Consider the following 17396-nt stretch of genomic DNA (forward strand, 5'->3'; position numbering starts at 1 on the left):
TCTTAGGTTAAATATCTGTGAGCTCCTTTGTTGAGGAGTAATTCTTGAATATTAGGGTTACCATTTCTTGCTTCTGCTGCCAACATTAAGGGGGTTCTTCCATCTTGATCGCGCGCATTAATGTCTGGCGCTTTTTGGCAACATAATTCAATTATCTCACGGGTTCCGAAAAGAACCGCATAGTGAAGAGGAGATTTCCCTTCAGCATCAGTTAATGCTGCGCCATTTTTTATATCCAGTAACAAACGGACAAGATTAGGACGTTGATTTAAGATGGCGGTATGAATTGGATATACTCCATAATTATTTGCAAGAAATGCAAGTTCGGTACTTTCTTCTAAAAGATTTTTTGCCAGGTTATAAAATCCATAAGCCGCTATGATATGTAAAATGGAGTCGCCGCTTCTATCTTGATGTTTCATTACTCCAGGCGTTTCATGTTTTAACACATGAAATAGTTCTTCTTTTTTATGCAGGAGATTTTCTTCATAAGAAACTGGAACTAGAAGTGCGCTGTAAATAGGCAATTGAAGTTCATTATTTGTTTTTTGCGCATCAGCACCTTTAGCTAATAAAATTTTAACTGTATGGACATGTCCCTTAACTGCTGCTAAATGCAAGGCTGTCATCCCAAAAGTATTTGCCTCATTCCATGCTTCTTTAGGTAGGATTAAGTTGTTAAGATAACGGTCATATCCTTGATAAGCAGCAAATTGAATCGTATTCATATTTTTGAACTCAAGGACTTCGTTTTTGTCTTTTGATATTTGTGGCAAAAAATTTTCCAAATATTCTTTTGCTAAATTGAGATAGTGTTTGTACTGTACGTCTGGATCACCAGAATAAGAAATATCAGTAGAAATATGGTGATGGCACCAATGTTTCAATTTATGAAGTTGCTCTGGATTACCTTGCTCCGGAGCCAATTGCAGCTCAATGCACAGTTTTTCAAAGTGAATAGGCATGTTGTCCTCTCAATAACACTTCCTTCTTAAAGTTAACTAAATTTCCTGAGTTTTTAGAGTCCAATAAATTCTTCCATGAATTAAATAATCATATTTGCATTCCTCCTATATTCTGATTCTGATTGTGCTGTATCTCTTCTTTGGGAATCAGCTCTTTAAACTTCATTTTAAATTTTATAAAAGCTTTTGCCGCATTTGATTCGTCAATTTGGCCATCTCCTGTTAAGACCAGGCTAGGGCCAAATAAGACGTTGCGGCGTCTTGCAAGTTCTTGCTGGACTTCTGCTCCAAGTGCATTGTTTTTAAGAATGTCTCCTCTCTGATCGATAGGGATCTTAGCCATTGCATCTTCAACTCGTTGTACTTTTTGAGTACTGTTTCTTTTTTTGAGTTTATCTATAGCCTCTTTTACCCCATTTATTACTGGGTCCGCTTCCATTTTAGATAAGGCATCACTGAATTCTTGTTTTATTTGCTTCATCCTATCTAGATCACCTGCGGCATCCTTAAATTCTTGTTTTTTAGTTTTAATATAAGTGGACATTTTTTCATCATTTTTACCAAATTGATATGCCTTTAATTTATTCCCAATAACTTCAAATTCAGTTTCTATTAAGAGTGTCTGTACTTCTTCTTTTGTTTTAAAGTGATTGAGTTGATCTTGTCGCTTTATTATTACGCTGTCTGGGATTGGACCTGATCTAGATTCTTTATATCGTCCTAAAACATCATAAGCTTCGCGTTTTACAGAAGTTAACTCCATTTCAGGCAAGCGATCCTCCAATTCCTTTTTAATCATGTGCACGTCATCTATATTTTGTGCCTTATTTAAGGAATTTTGATTTTTTTGAATAAAATCATCTATTTTTTGAGTATGATACCCTTTTTTGTATTGATAAAATTGTTTAAATTGATCCAAAAGATCGCGGCATTCATTTTTTGCTGCAGCCAACGCTATTTCCGATAAAGTAGCGCTCAATTCATTTTTAATCTGTTCAACTTTTTCTACATCCAGTTCATTTTCAATGAGTGTTTGTTTTTCTAAAATGAGTGCGTCTATTTCTTGATCATTGTCACCCTTTTTGTATCGCTTCAATTCTTCAAAAATATCCTGGCAATCCTTCTTTGTAGATGTCAGCTTTGTTATTGCTTCGATTATGTTTGGATTATTTTTTATATGGTTTAGGGTTTCATTTAATTCCTTTTTAATGCCCACTATTTCATCTACATCAATTGTTTCATCGATTTTTTTTAATTTTTTCTCCATAAACTCAGTCAGTTCTTGGTTATTTCCGCTGTATTTGTATTTTTTTAACTCCTCCAAAATTTCATGACATTCTTTCTTTTCAGATGCTAGTTTTGTTATTGCTTCGTTTGTGTGTTGATCCTCTTTTAGGTAGGTTAGCGCTCCATCTAATTCTTTTTTAATACCGTTAATCACATCTACATCTTGTACCTCATTAATTATTTTTATTTTTTCTTCAATAAATGCAGTAAGTTTTTCGATATTTTCACTGTACTTATATTTTTCTAGTTCGTGCAAAACTTCATGACATTCCTTTTTAGCAGACGTTAGCTCCATTGATTTTTTTATTTGTTTCATTCGAGTCACTGCTTCCTCGACTGAAATTCGTTGTGCAGGATCTGATTTGACTAAATCTTCGATTAGTTTTTTTAATGCTTGCCCTTCTTCGGTTGCAAAAACTGTTGCTTCGAAATTGAACTTTGTTCCGTCAGGGGGAAGTTTAAAAGTATGCTGGTGACCGGTTAAATAATTATACAGGTTTTTTCCGAGCGTATAAGCATGTGCCTTCTCTGCTGAGTGCCTTCCTGGCCCCCATTCGGGGGGTCTATTTTGTCCAGATCCTTGAAGAGTAAACCAATCATTAGACCAGGCATCGTCCATAACCATATTTCCTTCATCATCCAAAGGAAAGAATGCCTTACTATCGGCTATTCGGGGTGCCATACCCTCAGTAAGCCAATTTGAATTCTTAATATCAGTAAATGCATATCCTTGATTAGAAATATCTTGAAGAATAGTTCCCATTTGCGTATAGATAGTTAAGGCATTTTGGACTCTAGTAGCATCATCCATTTTTTTCTTTGCCTGACTTTGCAAATCACCTTCCGGAAAAAAATCTGTAATGTATAGGGTTCTTGTAGGTCCATTACGTTCTGCTACACGAGGGCTTAAAATATCTTTCAGAACGCCTTTACTTAAATCATCCATGGCATTTTTAGGCTGATTTAGACGAGTTTCTATTTTTAAAACAAATGGATTGCCATTATGGGGCGTAATTTTGATATTGAACGAATTATCTCCTCCTAGCCTAGAGAATGAATGGCTGTTCAGAAACTCTTGCCACTGAGCATAACCCTCTTCCTGAGGAGCATATAAATTGAGAAGGCTGGCTTTAATATCTGAAAAATCTCTTTCTAAGAAAATAGACTCCATTGTATCTACTTTTTCGGGCGACATATTTGCTAGAATTTCAGAAAACGAGCCCCGATCAGGACGTTCTTCTAATTTCCCATTCATTGTTTTTTCTAAAAAATCTGCCTCGAGTGAGTCAACTCCTAATGTTTTGAAGTGCTTTTGTAGATTTTGAAATAATTGCTTATGAATCTTTTCCCTGTATTCAGGACATGAGGTAACATCCTTAATTGTTTGTGGTAAATGATTGTCTATATCTTTTTGTTTTAGATAAATTTGATAGAGTCTTTTTAATTTATCCTCTGGCTCAGCTTGATTGTATTGCTCAATTACATCATTTAACTCTTGAATTCCCTTATTTGCTTGGTCAATAAATTTCTTAAGCTCAGTACTAGGCTTTTCTGGCATTGCAATAGATTCGACTTTAGGAAATCCGCTCATAAAGTCCCTCTCTATTTGTATGGGCTTTATAATAAATTTTAGTTTTCGGTATTATTTTGTCAAATTGGTTGTTATTTGGATATCTATTTTTTTCGAAAATAGGTGATAAGATCCGGACTGGATTTAATGATTATTTAATATTCAATGCAACCAGATCTTCTTCATTTAATGTTTCTTTTTTCAATAACAATGTCGCACCTTCCTCTAAAATTTTTATACGTTTTTTAATTATATCCACAGCATTATCAAATGCGGTCTGGATTATTTTGCGGACTGCTGCATCTATCTCGCATGCGGTTTCCTCACTAAATTCACGCTCGTTATGCGCCATAGGAGGTTCTAAAAAAGGAGAATGTTCCTTCTGATAGGTTACAGGTCCAAGTTCTTTATCCATCCCATAACGCATGACCATACTCCGTGCAATATCCGTTGCTTTGGCCAGATCATCTGCTGCTCCAGTTGAAAAGCGGCCAAAAACCACAAACTCAGCAGCTCTGCCTCCGAGAAGAACCATCATTTTATTTTTTAATTCTTCTTCAGTCATGAGATAGCGATCTTCGGTAGGGCGTTGAATGGTATAACCTAAACTGCCTATCCCGCGCGGAATAATTGAAACTTTATGCACTTGATCAACATTAGGCAAGGAGAGTGCTATCAACGTGTGGCCCATTTCATGATATGCCACAGCTTTACGTTCTTCAGGATTGAGTAAGCGGTTCTTTTTCTCTAAACCTGCGACAATGCGTTCAACTGCGTTAGTAAAATCATCCATGCTCACTGTATTAGCATTATGACGTGTGGCAAGTAAAGCTGCCTCATTGACGAGATTCGCTAAATCAGCACCAGAAAAACCAGGGGTTAACGCCGCAATTTTTTCAGGATCAACATCTGGAGCTTGTTTTATTTTTTTCAGATGAACATTCAAAATTTCTATGCGGCCTTTTTTATCGGGTCGATCCACCAATACATGGCGATCAAAACGTCCAGCACGCAATAATGCAGGATCAAGAATTTCTGGGCGATTTGTTGCGGCAAGTAGAATTAATCCCTCACTGGGGTCGAAGCCATCCATCTCTGAGAGCAACTGATTTAAGGTCTGTTCCTTTTCATCATGTCCCCCAGTCACATAAGCACCACGCGCTCTACCCAAAGCATCCAGTTCATCGATAAAAATAATTGCTGGAGCTGTTTCTCGGGCATGAGTGAAGAGATCACGGACGCGCGCAGCACCAACGCCAACAAACATTTCTACGAATTCTGAACCATTAATTGAAAAAAATGGCACTCCAGCTTCACCTGCTACCGCTCGTGCGAGCAGTGTTTTTCCTGTTCCGGGTGGACCAACTAAAAGTACTCCTTTAGGTATATGAGCTCCTATGCGTGTATAATGTTGCGGATTTTTGAGAAATTCGACAACTTCCATAAGCTCGGCTTTTGCTTCCTCTACTCCTGCAACATCTTGAAATGATACATGTGTTTCTTTTTCCATGTACATTTTGGCCTTGCTTTTTCCAACATCCAAGACACCACCGGCAGCGGAGCCCATGCGTCTTATCAAAAAACTCCACAGTGCAAAAAAAAGCAGTGCAGGAATAATCCAAGATAACACCAGGGTTAGCCATTTATTTTCAGCTTGTCCATTAAATTTTACTTTTGCGGCTTCCAGGGCGGATACAAGAGAGGGATCATTGATACGTACGGTAGTGACTTGAGGTTCTTTACCACCATATTTTTTTATTTCATTTAATTTATCTTCAGGAAGCAATCCTACCAAACCTTCGGTTTTCACATTTGCGGTAATATAGCTTTCATCAAGTAGAACATTATCTAACTTATCGGCTTTCAAAAGATTTATAAAATCACTGTACGCAATATTGACAGGGTGTGGGGCGAAAAGAAAATTCTGGAATAGGATAATAATCCAGAAGATCATCAGCACATACCAGAGCGACTGCCATTGTTTGTTTTCCACACTCTTCCCCTGATTAAGACTGTTATTAAATGAGTAGAAAAAACAACTGGGTTCATATAAGTATATACCAATGGATAAATGATCATATTCTAAGTAATACCACCAATTTCGTATTTTCTTATGATGCTAAGATTGAGAAGTTGATCGATCTAATTTTAGCCCATCATTGTTTCATGCATTTTATATTTAGGTTTATAAATATTCATATTGTTGAATATATGAAGCATTAGAATTATAATTAAACAATTGAGTGGTAATTTGGGTATTCATTATGGAAGTAAAAGTAGATGATAATGTCGTTCCTTCGAGTACGCCGCACTATGTTCTAGATTATCCTAATAAAAATGATTTTTCGGTCTTCTTGGCTTATGTTAACCACGAAAGTGCAATGGCAGAAATTTATTTTGAAAGTGTAGATGGTAATGAGACCTTAGATGATGTAACGGTCAAGCTATTTAACAAGAATGGAAAATTGCTCCATAAAGATGGAAATAGATGCGATTTGATGCTTGTTTTGCGAGACAAGGGGGAAGTTATTGGCTTTATAGAATTAAGGCTAGCTCAAAACTCAGAACAGATATCTCAATTATTTAGCTTATTTGTAAGGGAAGATCATCGCCGTAGAGGATTAGCTAACTTAATGATGGACCAGGCTTTTAATTTTTTTACAAATACAGGACAAACAATTATGACCGTCAGTCCTACAGCAGATTCCCTTGCTGTTTATAATAAATTTGCTTTTTATCCGCCAGACCTTGATGATGATGGGTTAAGATCCTGGTTTCAAAAAACAGAGAAAGAAAGGCTTGAGGGATTAAAAGACGAGCCTTCAGAGTATCTTATAATGGATTTAGAAAAAGAACTCTGTCAGCAGGCATTTGAAAGTCATCGTGAAAAATCCTCTCAAAGTTCGGTCGAATTTGAGTTGTCGCAAAATTTAAGAAGAGATTCAAAAATTAATGTATTTGAATGGAGAAAAGTGAGCCTCCCCACCTTATCGAACAGCGATTTGGGTGTTTTAAGTACCCCGGAAGTTCCCAAAAAAAGAAAAGCTGAGTCTCAAGCCATTTCGGAATCCGAGCAAAAAAAATCGACATTGAACTAATAGAGAACGTGTATTACACGTAGATTTGCAAAAATTTTATGGGATCACCATAAGCTATATTTACAGGATGAGTGAGAAAAACCTAGGGATAAATAATGTCATCAGTAATGCCTCAATTTCATATTTTTTTATCTGGTGATGTCATGACGGGGCGAGGGATTGATCAAATCTTAACTCATCCCTGTGAACCTCAAATTTATGAATCTTATATTCAAGACGCACGTGATTATGTTTTACTCGCTGAACGGATCAATGGCTCAATTCCTCTTTATAACGAAGGAGGATATGTGTGGGGGGATGGATTAAACGAGTTAAATTTAAGGAAGCCCGATCTGCGTTTAATTAATCTTGAAACAAGCATCACCAGCAGCGATACCCCATGGCCACATAAGGGCATCAATTACCGCATGCATCCTAAGAATATAGATGCGATTACTTCGGCGCATATTGATGTTTGTACTTTGGCAAATAATCACGTATTAGATTGGGGAAAAGAAGGGTTTTTAGAGACCTTATTGACTCTGGATAAGGCTCGAATTAGTTATGCAGGTGCAGGAAAAAATATTCACAAAGCAACTGCACCAGCAATTCATTTTGTACCGGGTTTCAAAGGAAGAGTACTCGTGTTCTCTTTGGGGCTTTCTTCCAGTGGTATTCCCATAGAATGGGCAGCTACGCCCGAACAACCTGGAGTGTGGTTGTTGACTGACTTGGGTAAAGACAACATACATCAAATCAAAAATGTAATTAAACTTTATAAAAAGACAGAGGATTTATGCATTGTTAGCATTCATTGGGGTGGAAATTGGGGGTATGACATTCCCATATCACATCAACAATTCGCTCATATGCTCATTGATGAGTTAGACGTTAATGTGATTCATGGTCATTCTTCTCATCACCCAATAGGTATTGAGTTGTACAATCAGGGTTTGATTTTATATGGGTGCGGGGATTTGATTAATGATTATGAGGGGATAGGTGGCTGGGAGCAGTTTAAAAGTGATTTGTCCCTGATGTATTTTTTGACTTTTGATGCACATTGCCAGTTAAAACAATTGGAGTTGGTGCCAATGGTCAGAAAAAACTTCACATTGCACTATGCAAATAAGGACGAGTGTCAATGGATGGCGAAAAAACTTACTGAATGTTCACAGGATTTTAAGACATCTTTTGAATTAAATGATCATGTGATCCAGTGCATATAGGCCCTAGTTAGTACATGAAATTACTGGGAGCGAAGATGCGTCTGTATATTTTGTAATTCCTTCAGTAACAATAGAAATTAAAGGGGCTAAATTTTTTTCAGTACACCGTTCTAATTTCTTTCGTGTTGTTTCATGTTTTGCTGAATAAAAAACTGTGGCGTTATTATGCTCATAACAGTCAAGTAGCCATTGTATGTCATGTTGTGTTATTGAAGAGAAGAAAAGCAGACTTGGCCATGAGGGTATTTCTAAAGAACGAATGTGTTCTTTAAGATGAACAGCAATGCTTTTTCTTAATTGATCTACAAGTGAGGCTGGCGCGCTTTTTTCTTGAGCAATTTTATAGAGGAGAACGCATTGACTGGGGCCCATTAACGTAATTAATCTATTTTGTAAGTGCTCATCCAAACTGAAAAATAAGGATTGATATTTTTTTTCGATTAACCAATGTTCCTCTTTGGCTGCCACACAAAGACGCAAGACATAATGTGCTTTATCATCCGCAGTGAATTCGTCACATTCATCAAGTAAAATTAACTGCCTTAATGCAGTAAAAAATTCAAGTATCGCATTGGGTGAGGGTCGATTTTTCTTGTTTTTTTCACCCATTTGCAGGATAAATTTTTTTATCAATTCACAAATAAAGTGGTCAGGTTTTTTTTCAAAATGATCAAAGAGACCATCACTACAAAAACCAAGATCGCGAAAAGCTCTTATGAGTTCATTTGGTTTCATATGCGGGTTTTTGTTTCTGAATTCAATGATTTTTTTTAGAGGATTTTTCGCGCCAAAGATACTCAATAAAAGCGGGGCCAATGCAAAAAAATCACTGGATTCGGAGTAGTCGCCCTTTAGTATTTCAATAGCGATATGTTCTGGAGTACCTTGAGGGATTTGGGGTACATCAATAATGCGCTTGGCATAATCGAGATCTAAGTAGGCCACCTCAATTCTATATTTTTTTCCTCTGGCATCATCAATGACATTGATTTTTATTTTGACATTCTCTCCATGGATGTCGCCATGAACAATGGGAGGGCTGCTGGTATTATTGTAATGAAGGTGATTGAGTCGCAGAATGAGTTGCCAGGATACATCAACTGCTTGTAAAAAAGTTAATTGGTTCAGTTCTGGATTGTCACTGGAGTCCGGATAAATATGGAACCCATCAATAAAATCCATAATGAGCACATCTCTACCTTCGATAGTTAGAACGGCTTTCTGTGACGCATAAAATTGAAAGGGTGATGGATGTTGTTTGTCGTCATAAAGTTTTATTGATACAGGTCTGTTTTCATCAATGACGAGCTCTTCTTTTTTAATGCGTCGTGGTTTTAAATCGATAGGCTCATTTTGTATCAATGCACATTGATGTCCCTTATAAACAGAATTGCCCAGTTCTTGGGAGAAATCAGAGGCATAATAGACGACTGTTCCATCGTGTTGTTTCACAGGAAATAAAGTAAGGGATGAGGATTTCTTATCTTTTCCTTTATTGGTCATAAAGCAATATGTCCTTTTAGAATGTGGATGATCCCAATTAAATCATGACATTTTTATTTCAATCCGTAAATTGAACGGATTGGCAAGAATAATAACTAAGTGATCGTGATTAAGCCTTGTGTACTATACTTTAACTATTGCTGGATAAAAAAAGTAGTCATTTTTTTCTTTTAATGGAATATACGGCTCCATTATTTTTACAAACTGCTTAATAGTTTCTTAACTTAAACGATGTAAAGTTAAATTATAAGTTAGTTTGATTAGATATTAATCATTTACTTTTTAGTATGTATTTTTATCGTAAATCCTTAAAGGAGATGATATGTTTTCCAAAAGCCTCGAGAAAAATAAAAGAAAATCACCTATAAAAACCAATCATTTCTCAAAGGAATATGCTGAAATCAGCAATCAATTAATAAAACTCCAGGTTGATACTGCACGAACAGATAGTTTAAAAAGATTGAATGAAGGAATAATACAAATTAAGCAAGATGAAAGCTTATCTGATGATGCAAAAATTGTTGCACTTCTGGACGTTTTTGTAAGCGAATATGCCCTGGTTTTAAAATCATTTGGTGGTTCAAGCAGTGGTGTAGCTAAATTTATGAGACAGTTTTGTGCTGAAAACTTGGGTGTCGAGTTAGGCTTGGGATCAACGTATCGTATCAAACCAGATGGTTTGATAATGCGTGTTTTAAATGATCAAGGAATAAAATATCCAGAGCAAGACAGTTTATTACCGCCTATCCACAGGAGAGAAGCTGAAGTGGGACGTGTCTCAAAAAGTGCTTCAGTGCTGGAAGTGCGAGAGGCGCCAAAGCCTAAAGTTAGTCCTTCACTCAATAGTATCGAAACGGCTCGAGAGGAAGTAGGGCAATTTACTTTGCGCAAAAACAAGGAACTCACTCGCTTAGGTAGTATGTTTGGTGCAAAACAATTTTGTTATGGGGAAAAACCTAGTGGTGTAGAACCAGGATTTAGAGCGATTGATTTAGATGAATTATTTTTTAAAGAACTGGATAAGATCCTCGCTGAAGGACGCTTGCCAGCGGCAAAACAAGTTTCTGATGTACAAAAACTCAAAGACTTGAGGGAAGCTTTGAGCAAAGAGGAGGATTTGAATCAAAAGCAAATAGTTTTTGCAACCTTTATTAGCTCCCAGATTAAAGCGCCTCATGCTAAGGGGGTAATGGCTCCTAATATCCAATGGCTTTGTGATGAAGTGAAAGCAGCCGTTGCTAAGAATAATCAGCTAAGTGCTTGGATGTATAAACTTGATTATGCAGAAGGACAAAAAGACAGAATCAAAGCGAATAAAGAAGCGTTAAGAGAATTTGTCGGTACACGCTTTGCTGGTATTTTTAGTGCGCAAAATCAAAGGCAGGAAATTGTCTGGGTTAATAACGGTAAAGGGGAAGTCCATGCCTTATTAGCGTGCGGTTGGAAAAATGGTTTACAAGAGTTAACCCACTTTCTACATGGCGGTTCTGCACCTGATTATAATGGAGTATTGGTAGAGGACAAGAGTGCAGCAGTAAAGCGTTCTAAATATATTTATGGCTTAGCCAAGAATTTAATTTTTGGTATTGGGATTGGTGACCGCGATGGCATGGGGAAGGATGCACAAAATAAAGGTTTTGCAGATAATGCATATTATGGTTTTGATTATGGTAAACCGTATGAAGGAGAGGGTGTAGCATCAAGTCTAGATGATGATTTTTCATTTGAAGACTTGTTTGCTAAGGCTCCTGCACTATTTAGAGGTTCTTCACCGATTGGTTTAGCGCGTCATTTTATGTATCGAAACTACAGCGTCTTTTATGACACTGTTTTGTCTGAACGCATGGAAGGGGTCCACTTACTTATAAAAATGATTACTGGAGAAAATCCCAGTGAAGAAGTGATTAAAAGTTATCCGGGTTTAAGAGATGAATTAAACCGTATTGAAGAAAGAACTCCTTCCCCTGAAGAATTATTAAAAAATTTAGGAGCGCTTAGGGAGAAAAGTGCCAAAGGGAGCCAATTAGAGGCTTTAATCGACGCGCAAATTATAGAAATATGCTCAGGAAAATTATCCACTTTTGACTTGTATTTTGCTCAAATAAAAATTGATTTAATTGATATGGGCATCAAAAATAAGATGCCCTATGCAGAGCTTGCTGACTACATAGGATTTATTAATGAAATGGAAGCAACCGCTCGGAACAGCAATCAACATATATTAGCTACGTTTGAACAACGTAAGTTATTGACTGCTCAGGAAATTGATCTACTTGATCGACTAGAGAAATATTTTTCCCCTACCTCAGTGATGTCTCATGATGGAGAAGTCTTTCTGAATACGATGCGTTTTGATCCCCCAAGTAGTAGAATGCCATTCCAACTCAAAAAGGAAGAAAATGGAACTTATACCTTAACTACAACAAATAAAAATCTTATTCGTCAATTAAAAGATGAGTTCGGGCTTGAGTGCAAACAAAGTGAAGCGGGATTAAGCTGCACTATAAATGCTGATGCACTCGCAGGATTAATGAAAACTGCTGAGATGAAGTACAATCAAAAAAGGGATGGATTGTTGATTAAACCAACCTATAAATTCATTACCTTCACTCACATGTTCTCGATACTAAACCAAAATAATACGCCACAAGATCCTAAAGTTGATCTGGGTTTTTTATGGCGTGAGGATAACAGTTTATCTCTGCGAATTATTGCGAAAACAAGGCAACAAGTAGTGCAAGCAGAACGGTTATTTGGGATAAAGCTTGCGCTGAATGAAGCGCAACTGATTGAAATTCAACCTGATGCGCATGCTATATTTCAAAAACGCATCGAGAAACACTACGAACGATTCACGAAACAAGAAGAAGGTGTTGAGTTAGTTGAAATTGGGCGAAGAGAATCTATAATTCCAGTCCTCTCTCAATCAAAAAAGGAAATTTCTCCAACTGCATCGGATAAGTGGAAAGAGTTCCACGAAAAGTCGGAGGCGGAAATTCCAGAAACGCCATCACCAACAGAACTATTAATCGAACGTCTGAATGTGCTGATTCCTGACGAGGGAACTAGGGAAAAGGTTCTAAATATAATCGAAGAGACAGATCCCAAAATCATTCAACAATTGCTGTCTTATAATGATCAAACTTTATCTGCAAATGATAATCTCGAAGCGATTATGAGCGAGCAATTTTCAAAAATTCATAAAATCGAAGATAAGCCGACTGTAACAGCATCTGATCCAATCAGCATGAAACAAACCTTATATTAATCATCATCGTTTTGCTTGTAGCCAGGATTACGCTACGTTAATCCGAGCTACAGTTCATAATAATGGTTTGTGAAAAGTGGTTGAAAACCAATGCGCTTGTAGAGATTAAGGCCTGCACTTGAAGCCTCTAAAAAGCAGGTTTGGACTTTTAACTCTAAAGCGTTCTTCAATGCATAAATCATCATGGCGCTCGCAAAACCGCGTTGTTGAACGTTGGGATGTGTGGCTAAATCATCGATGCGGGCAAGATGTTCCTTTACTGTTAACGTCATCGATACAACTGGTTCTCCTGCAAAAAAACCGGAAAAATGATAAATACCTTTGCACTTTTTCAATGCTTCGGCATGTCTTAGAGTATAAATATGGCAAATTTCTGGAGTTGATTGAAAACCATGAATAATTGGAATACTCCACGTTTCTAAATCTTCATTCATTAGTTTAAATTCAAGTGGACTATCAGTAGCTTGCAGATTATTCGATAAAAGATTGAATGCCATACCCACTCCCGTATCGACTAATTCATAATCTGGAGGTAATCGACTCCCTTCTTTTGAAGAAAATTGTGTCTGCTCTGAAATAATCAGTGCCCAGGGTAAATTCTTTTGGGTGAAATATGATTTACACTGTGCAAGATCTTTTAAAAAGTGTTCATTGATTTGGGTTACAAAAGCAGGATTAAGCCCCGATGCGAGTACCCCGGTTTCAAATGCAGCGATTGTTTGATAATCAAGACAATTTAAGCTGATGAGAGAAAAAAAGTGTCTCTCCATTTCATGAAAATCATTAATCATTTGCATTAAAACAGACCCAAGAAGTAATTTTTTCCGCATTATAACAAACTATCAATTGGATACTATGTATCATGAAGAGGTTCAGTCACAGCAGTAAGCGTAGATCGGGCCTTGGCCCGACAATTCTATTCATTTAGGTGGATTGTTTGCCGCGGATAAGAAGAACAGGCATGGATGCATTGCGAATAACCCCTTCCGCAACACTACCCAGTAATAAATGCTGAAAACCTCTGCGACCATGAGTTCCTATGACAACCAAATCGGCTGGCCAATTTTTTGCTGCTGCAATAATTTTATCTGCAACTTTTTCTTGTGCTGAATTAATTTCAAGCAGTTGCACGTCACAATCTGCATGGTGCTCACGTGCAATAGTTTGCATCTTGCTCAAAAATTTTTGACCGTATTCTTTGAATGAAGCTTCCAGTTTTTCATAATCAACGCCGGTTCCTACATAAGGAGCATAAAACTCATTTGTAATATGTACAATTCGTAATTTTGCCTGATGTACTTTGCTGAGTTCAATGGCTTCATGGAAGGCTCGCATTGATGTATCACTGTCATCAAGTGCAACTAAAATATTCTGATACATTTCTATTTCCTTATGAAAGTAATAAGTTTTTCTACTAATCTCAACTATCTTACCTATAATCTAGAGTGAAACATAGATATTCAGAAATAATGAATTATTATTTGAATAAAAACTGTACGAGGCAATAATGACTACAAATCATGAAATTCTGTTTACTCCGTTTAATTTAAGAGACTTCACGTTAAAAAACCGTATCGTTATGGCACCACTAACACGAAATCGTTCGATACACGGAATTGATACCCCTTCAGAACTGAATGCAGAATATTATGCCCAACGTGCGGATGCAGGCTTAATTATCGCTGAGGCAACACAAATTTCACCCACAGGAAAAGGATATGCTTGGACGCCTGGGGTCTATTCTCAAGCGCAAATTGCTGGTTGGAAATTAGTTACCGAAGCAGTTCATGCAAAGGGTGGGGCGATTTATTTGCAACTTTGGCATGTAGGAAGAATTTCACATCCATCTCTTCAGCCGGGAGGTATTGCTCCTGTTGCTCCTTCTGCCATTACTGCAACTGGGCAACGTACTTTTGTTGAAAATGGTACGTTTGTTGAAGTCGGCTCGCCACGTGCATTAAAACTAAGCGAAATTCCCGGTATCATCGAAGATTATCGAGTCGCTGCAAGGAATGCAATTTTAGCTGGATTTGATGGGGTTGAAATTCATGCTGCGAACGGGTATCTCATTCATCAATTTTTGTGTGATGGTACAAATCATCGGACTGATCAGTATGGTGGTTCGATTACTAATCGATTGCGTTTTGCGTTGGAAGTGACCAATGCTATTGTTTCTGAAATTGGTGCACATCGAACAGGAATACGAATTGCGCCAGTTAGTCATGCTAATGGAATTAGCGATACGTCACCTGCCGCTGTATTTTTTCCGCTTGTCCAGGAATTGAGCCGATTCAATTTGGCTTATGTTCATGTTATTGAAGGAGAAACTCAAGGGGCGCGAGACTTTTATGGCTTTGATTTCCATGCATTAAGAAAAGAATTTGATGGTCCTTGGATGGTGAATAATGGTTATACTTTAGAAATGGCAGCTGATGCGGTTACAAGTGGTTATGCAGACTTAATTGCTTTTGGAAGATATTTCGTTTCCAATCCCGATCTGGTGACACGATTCAAAAAGAATGCTCCATTGAATGAATTTGATCGAGCGACTTTATACGGTGGGGATGAAAAAGGCTATACTGATTATCCCTTTTTACAGTAAACAGACCCTAAATAAAATGAAGAAATAAAATGAGGTTAAAACAATTGCTATTGCTTCTCTTTATTTTAATTTTAATCTTTATAGCGTCTTATTTGCTACAGCGTTCTTTTATTTATTTTCCATCTCCAGAACTACCTACTCCAAACGTTTTTCACGCAGAGGATATGCAAGTCATTAAAATCCCTGTTGCTGATGGATTGACTTTAAGTTCTTGGTACAAGCCATCTAAGGATAAGAAGCCGACAATTCTCTATTTACACGGCAATGCAGGACATATTGGTTATCGTATGTATCTGGTTCGCCAATTTCTATCAGAGGGTTTTGGCGTGTTATTGCTTGAATATCGCGGATATGGAGGAAATCCAGGCAAGCCAACTGAATCAGGATTGTATCAGGATGCTCGAGCAGCAATGAAATTTTTACAGCAGCAGGGCATTCAAGAAAATAATATTGTGCTCTATGGAGAGTCATTGGGAACCGGAGTAGCGACACAAATGGCAACGGAGTTTCCTGTGTGTGCTTTGGTCTTACAATCGCCTTATACGTCTTTAACGGCTCTGGCCCGCTTTCATTATCCTTGGTTACCCTTGCCTTTAATAGATAAGTATGATTCTTTATCGCGTATTCAAAAAATTCATATCCCTGTCTTAATGCTGCATGGAAAATTGGATGAAATTGTACCTTACGATCAAGGTGTTGCCCTGTTCAATCATGCCAACCAACCTAAAAAATGGATTGAATTTCCTGATAAAGGGCATCAGGATTTATGGAATCCCCATTTTGCTCATACTGTGATGGATTTTATTAGTTCTTATTGTGTTCATTAGGTTTTACGTCACCAAATGTTCAAAACATGCACCAACCTTAGAAAAATGAATAGTCCCATGTAGCCTGGGTGCAGCGCAGCGTAACCCGGGTTTCGAATAAAAAAAATAAGTCTCCTTTCCCGGCTTATGCTACGCTGCACCCAGGCTACAAGGCTACAAAAACTTTTGGGTAAGTGAACGCTCAAAGCAACTATTTACAAAAATTATCTCATAGACTAAAATGTGCACAGGCTTCATGGGACGCCTATACCCACAAAAGAGGATCTCGCCCTGGTTAGTAATTGATTTCATCATGATTCAATAACCTTTTTGTTGCTGGAAAAGTGGGTGTCTAGCAGAGAACAAAGGGGATTCACATGAATAAACCACACAATTTGTTTCGCGTTGAAGAATATAAAATTCAAGCGTCTATTTTATTAAAATCGTTACACTCTACTAATCACGCAATAGCACAAAAAGCTGCCCAACGTTTTCAAAATTTGCCTGAGTTTAGAAGTTTTTCTCTTGAGCAAATAAGAGATGCAGACATTAAGCGTAAACATGCGCTTAAAGTGATTGCAATGGCTATAGGTTTTAATTCCTGGAGTGATTTGAAATGCCAATTGCCATTTATTCGTGGTGGATTTCTGAATCATTGGTTTTCACGTTATGCGGACGCAAAATTATATCAGCGTTCACAGGGTGGCTTTTTATTGCCATTTAAAAATCAATTTTTTATTTGTGACGCAGATTACATCCGTAATCTTGGTTTTAATCCTGAGGATCAAGATTGGAACGCTGTAGGCTATGACTGGGTCAATCCGGAGAGTAAAGCCGCATGGCAACGATTGTATAAAAAATGGATGGTAATCCAGCAGCAAGAATAAACTTTAAGAAGGAATTCCCTCTCCTACTTGTGGAAGAGGGGCAGGGGTGAGGGTACCATAATCAATACCCTCATCCGCCCTAAAACGGGCACCTTCTCCCCATGGGGAGAAGGGAAGTTTTGGTACAAACCGGGTAGACTGGTAACACTTTAAACCGGGATGATAGGTAACACTTTCTTAGGAGAAAAAGGTGTTACCGATG

12 protein-coding genes are annotated in these 17396 nt (G+C 37.5%); 6 read left to right on the forward strand and 6 right to left on the reverse strand.

What is annotated here, in order from left to right:
- Window positions 1-2: 2 nt before the first annotated feature.
- The 3 genes from Lstg_RS14335 to ftsH all read right to left on the reverse strand — a co-directional run bounded on the left by Lstg_RS14335 (window position 3) and on the right by ftsH (window position 5815).
- The gene (locus Lstg_RS14335) at window positions 3-965 is read right to left on the reverse strand and encodes an ankyrin repeat domain-containing protein (RefSeq protein ID WP_058478359.1); all 963 of its coding nucleotides are present in this window, start codon (window positions 963-965) and stop codon (window positions 3-5) included.
- Between the two features lie 88 nt (window positions 966-1053).
- On the reverse strand, window positions 1054-3843 hold the full coding sequence (locus Lstg_RS14340) for a hypothetical protein (protein WP_058478360.1): 2790 nt from the start codon (window positions 3841-3843) through the stop codon (window positions 1054-1056).
- Between the two features lie 130 nt (window positions 3844-3973).
- The gene (gene ftsH, locus Lstg_RS14345) at window positions 3974-5815 is read right to left on the reverse strand and encodes an ATP-dependent zinc metalloprotease FtsH (RefSeq protein WP_058478361.1); all 1842 of its coding nucleotides are present in this window, start codon (window positions 5813-5815) and stop codon (window positions 3974-3976) included.
- A gap of 271 nt (window positions 5816-6086) precedes the next feature.
- On the opposite strand from ftsH, the gene Lstg_RS14350 reads away from it, so the two are divergent.
- Window positions 6087-6920: a GNAT family N-acetyltransferase gene (locus Lstg_RS14350; RefSeq protein WP_058478362.1), complete on the forward strand. Its 834-nt coding sequence runs from the start codon at window positions 6087-6089 to the stop codon at window positions 6918-6920.
- Between the two features lie 95 nt (window positions 6921-7015).
- A complete protein-coding gene (locus tag Lstg_RS14355; RefSeq protein WP_082650862.1) occupies window positions 7016-8128 on the forward strand; it encodes a CapA family protein in 1113 nt (370 codons plus the stop codon).
- Between the two features lie 3 nt (window positions 8129-8131).
- Here the strand turns inward: Lstg_RS14355 and Lstg_RS14360 are convergent, their stop codons facing one another.
- Complete coding sequence (locus Lstg_RS14360) at window positions 8132-9631, reverse strand: protein kinase domain-containing protein (RefSeq protein ID WP_058478363.1); 1500 nt, start codon at window positions 9629-9631, stop codon at window positions 8132-8134.
- 322 nt (window positions 9632-9953) lie between these two features.
- On the opposite strand from Lstg_RS14360, the gene Lstg_RS14365 reads away from it, so the two are divergent.
- Complete coding sequence (locus Lstg_RS14365) at window positions 9954-12899, forward strand: hypothetical protein (protein ID WP_058478364.1); 2946 nt, start codon at window positions 9954-9956, stop codon at window positions 12897-12899.
- Between the two features lie 47 nt (window positions 12900-12946).
- Here Lstg_RS14365 and Lstg_RS14370 read toward each other — a convergent pair whose 3' ends face one another.
- Both Lstg_RS14370 and Lstg_RS14375 read right to left on the reverse strand, forming a co-directional pair.
- Window positions 12947-13729, reverse strand: coding sequence for a GNAT family N-acetyltransferase (locus Lstg_RS14370; protein WP_238585445.1), 783 nt, complete (start codon window positions 13727-13729; stop codon window positions 12947-12949).
- A 94-nt stretch (window positions 13730-13823) separates the two neighbouring features.
- On the reverse strand, window positions 13824-14279 hold the full coding sequence (locus Lstg_RS14375; protein ID WP_058478365.1) for a universal stress protein: 456 nt from the start codon (window positions 14277-14279) through the stop codon (window positions 13824-13826).
- Window positions 14280-14406: 127 nt separating this feature from the next.
- On the opposite strand from Lstg_RS14375, the gene Lstg_RS14380 reads away from it, so the two are divergent.
- The 3 genes from Lstg_RS14380 to Lstg_RS14390 all read left to right on the forward strand — a co-directional run bounded on the left by Lstg_RS14380 (window position 14407) and on the right by Lstg_RS14390 (window position 17194).
- Window positions 14407-15501, forward strand: a complete 1095-nt coding sequence (locus Lstg_RS14380; protein WP_058478366.1) for an alkene reductase — start codon at window positions 14407-14409, stop codon at window positions 15499-15501.
- A gap of 29 nt (window positions 15502-15530) precedes the next feature.
- Entirely contained in the window at window positions 15531-16328 is a 798-nt protein-coding gene (locus Lstg_RS14385; protein WP_058478367.1) for an alpha/beta hydrolase, read from the forward strand.
- A gap of 356 nt (window positions 16329-16684) precedes the next feature.
- Complete coding sequence (locus Lstg_RS14390) at window positions 16685-17194, forward strand: hypothetical protein (RefSeq protein ID WP_058478368.1); 510 nt, start codon at window positions 16685-16687, stop codon at window positions 17192-17194.
- Window positions 17195-17396 lie beyond the last annotated feature (202 nt).

It is taken from the genome of Legionella steigerwaltii (assembly GCF_001468065.1).
GTDB lineage: Bacteria > Pseudomonadota > Gammaproteobacteria > Legionellales > Legionellaceae > Legionella > Legionella steigerwaltii.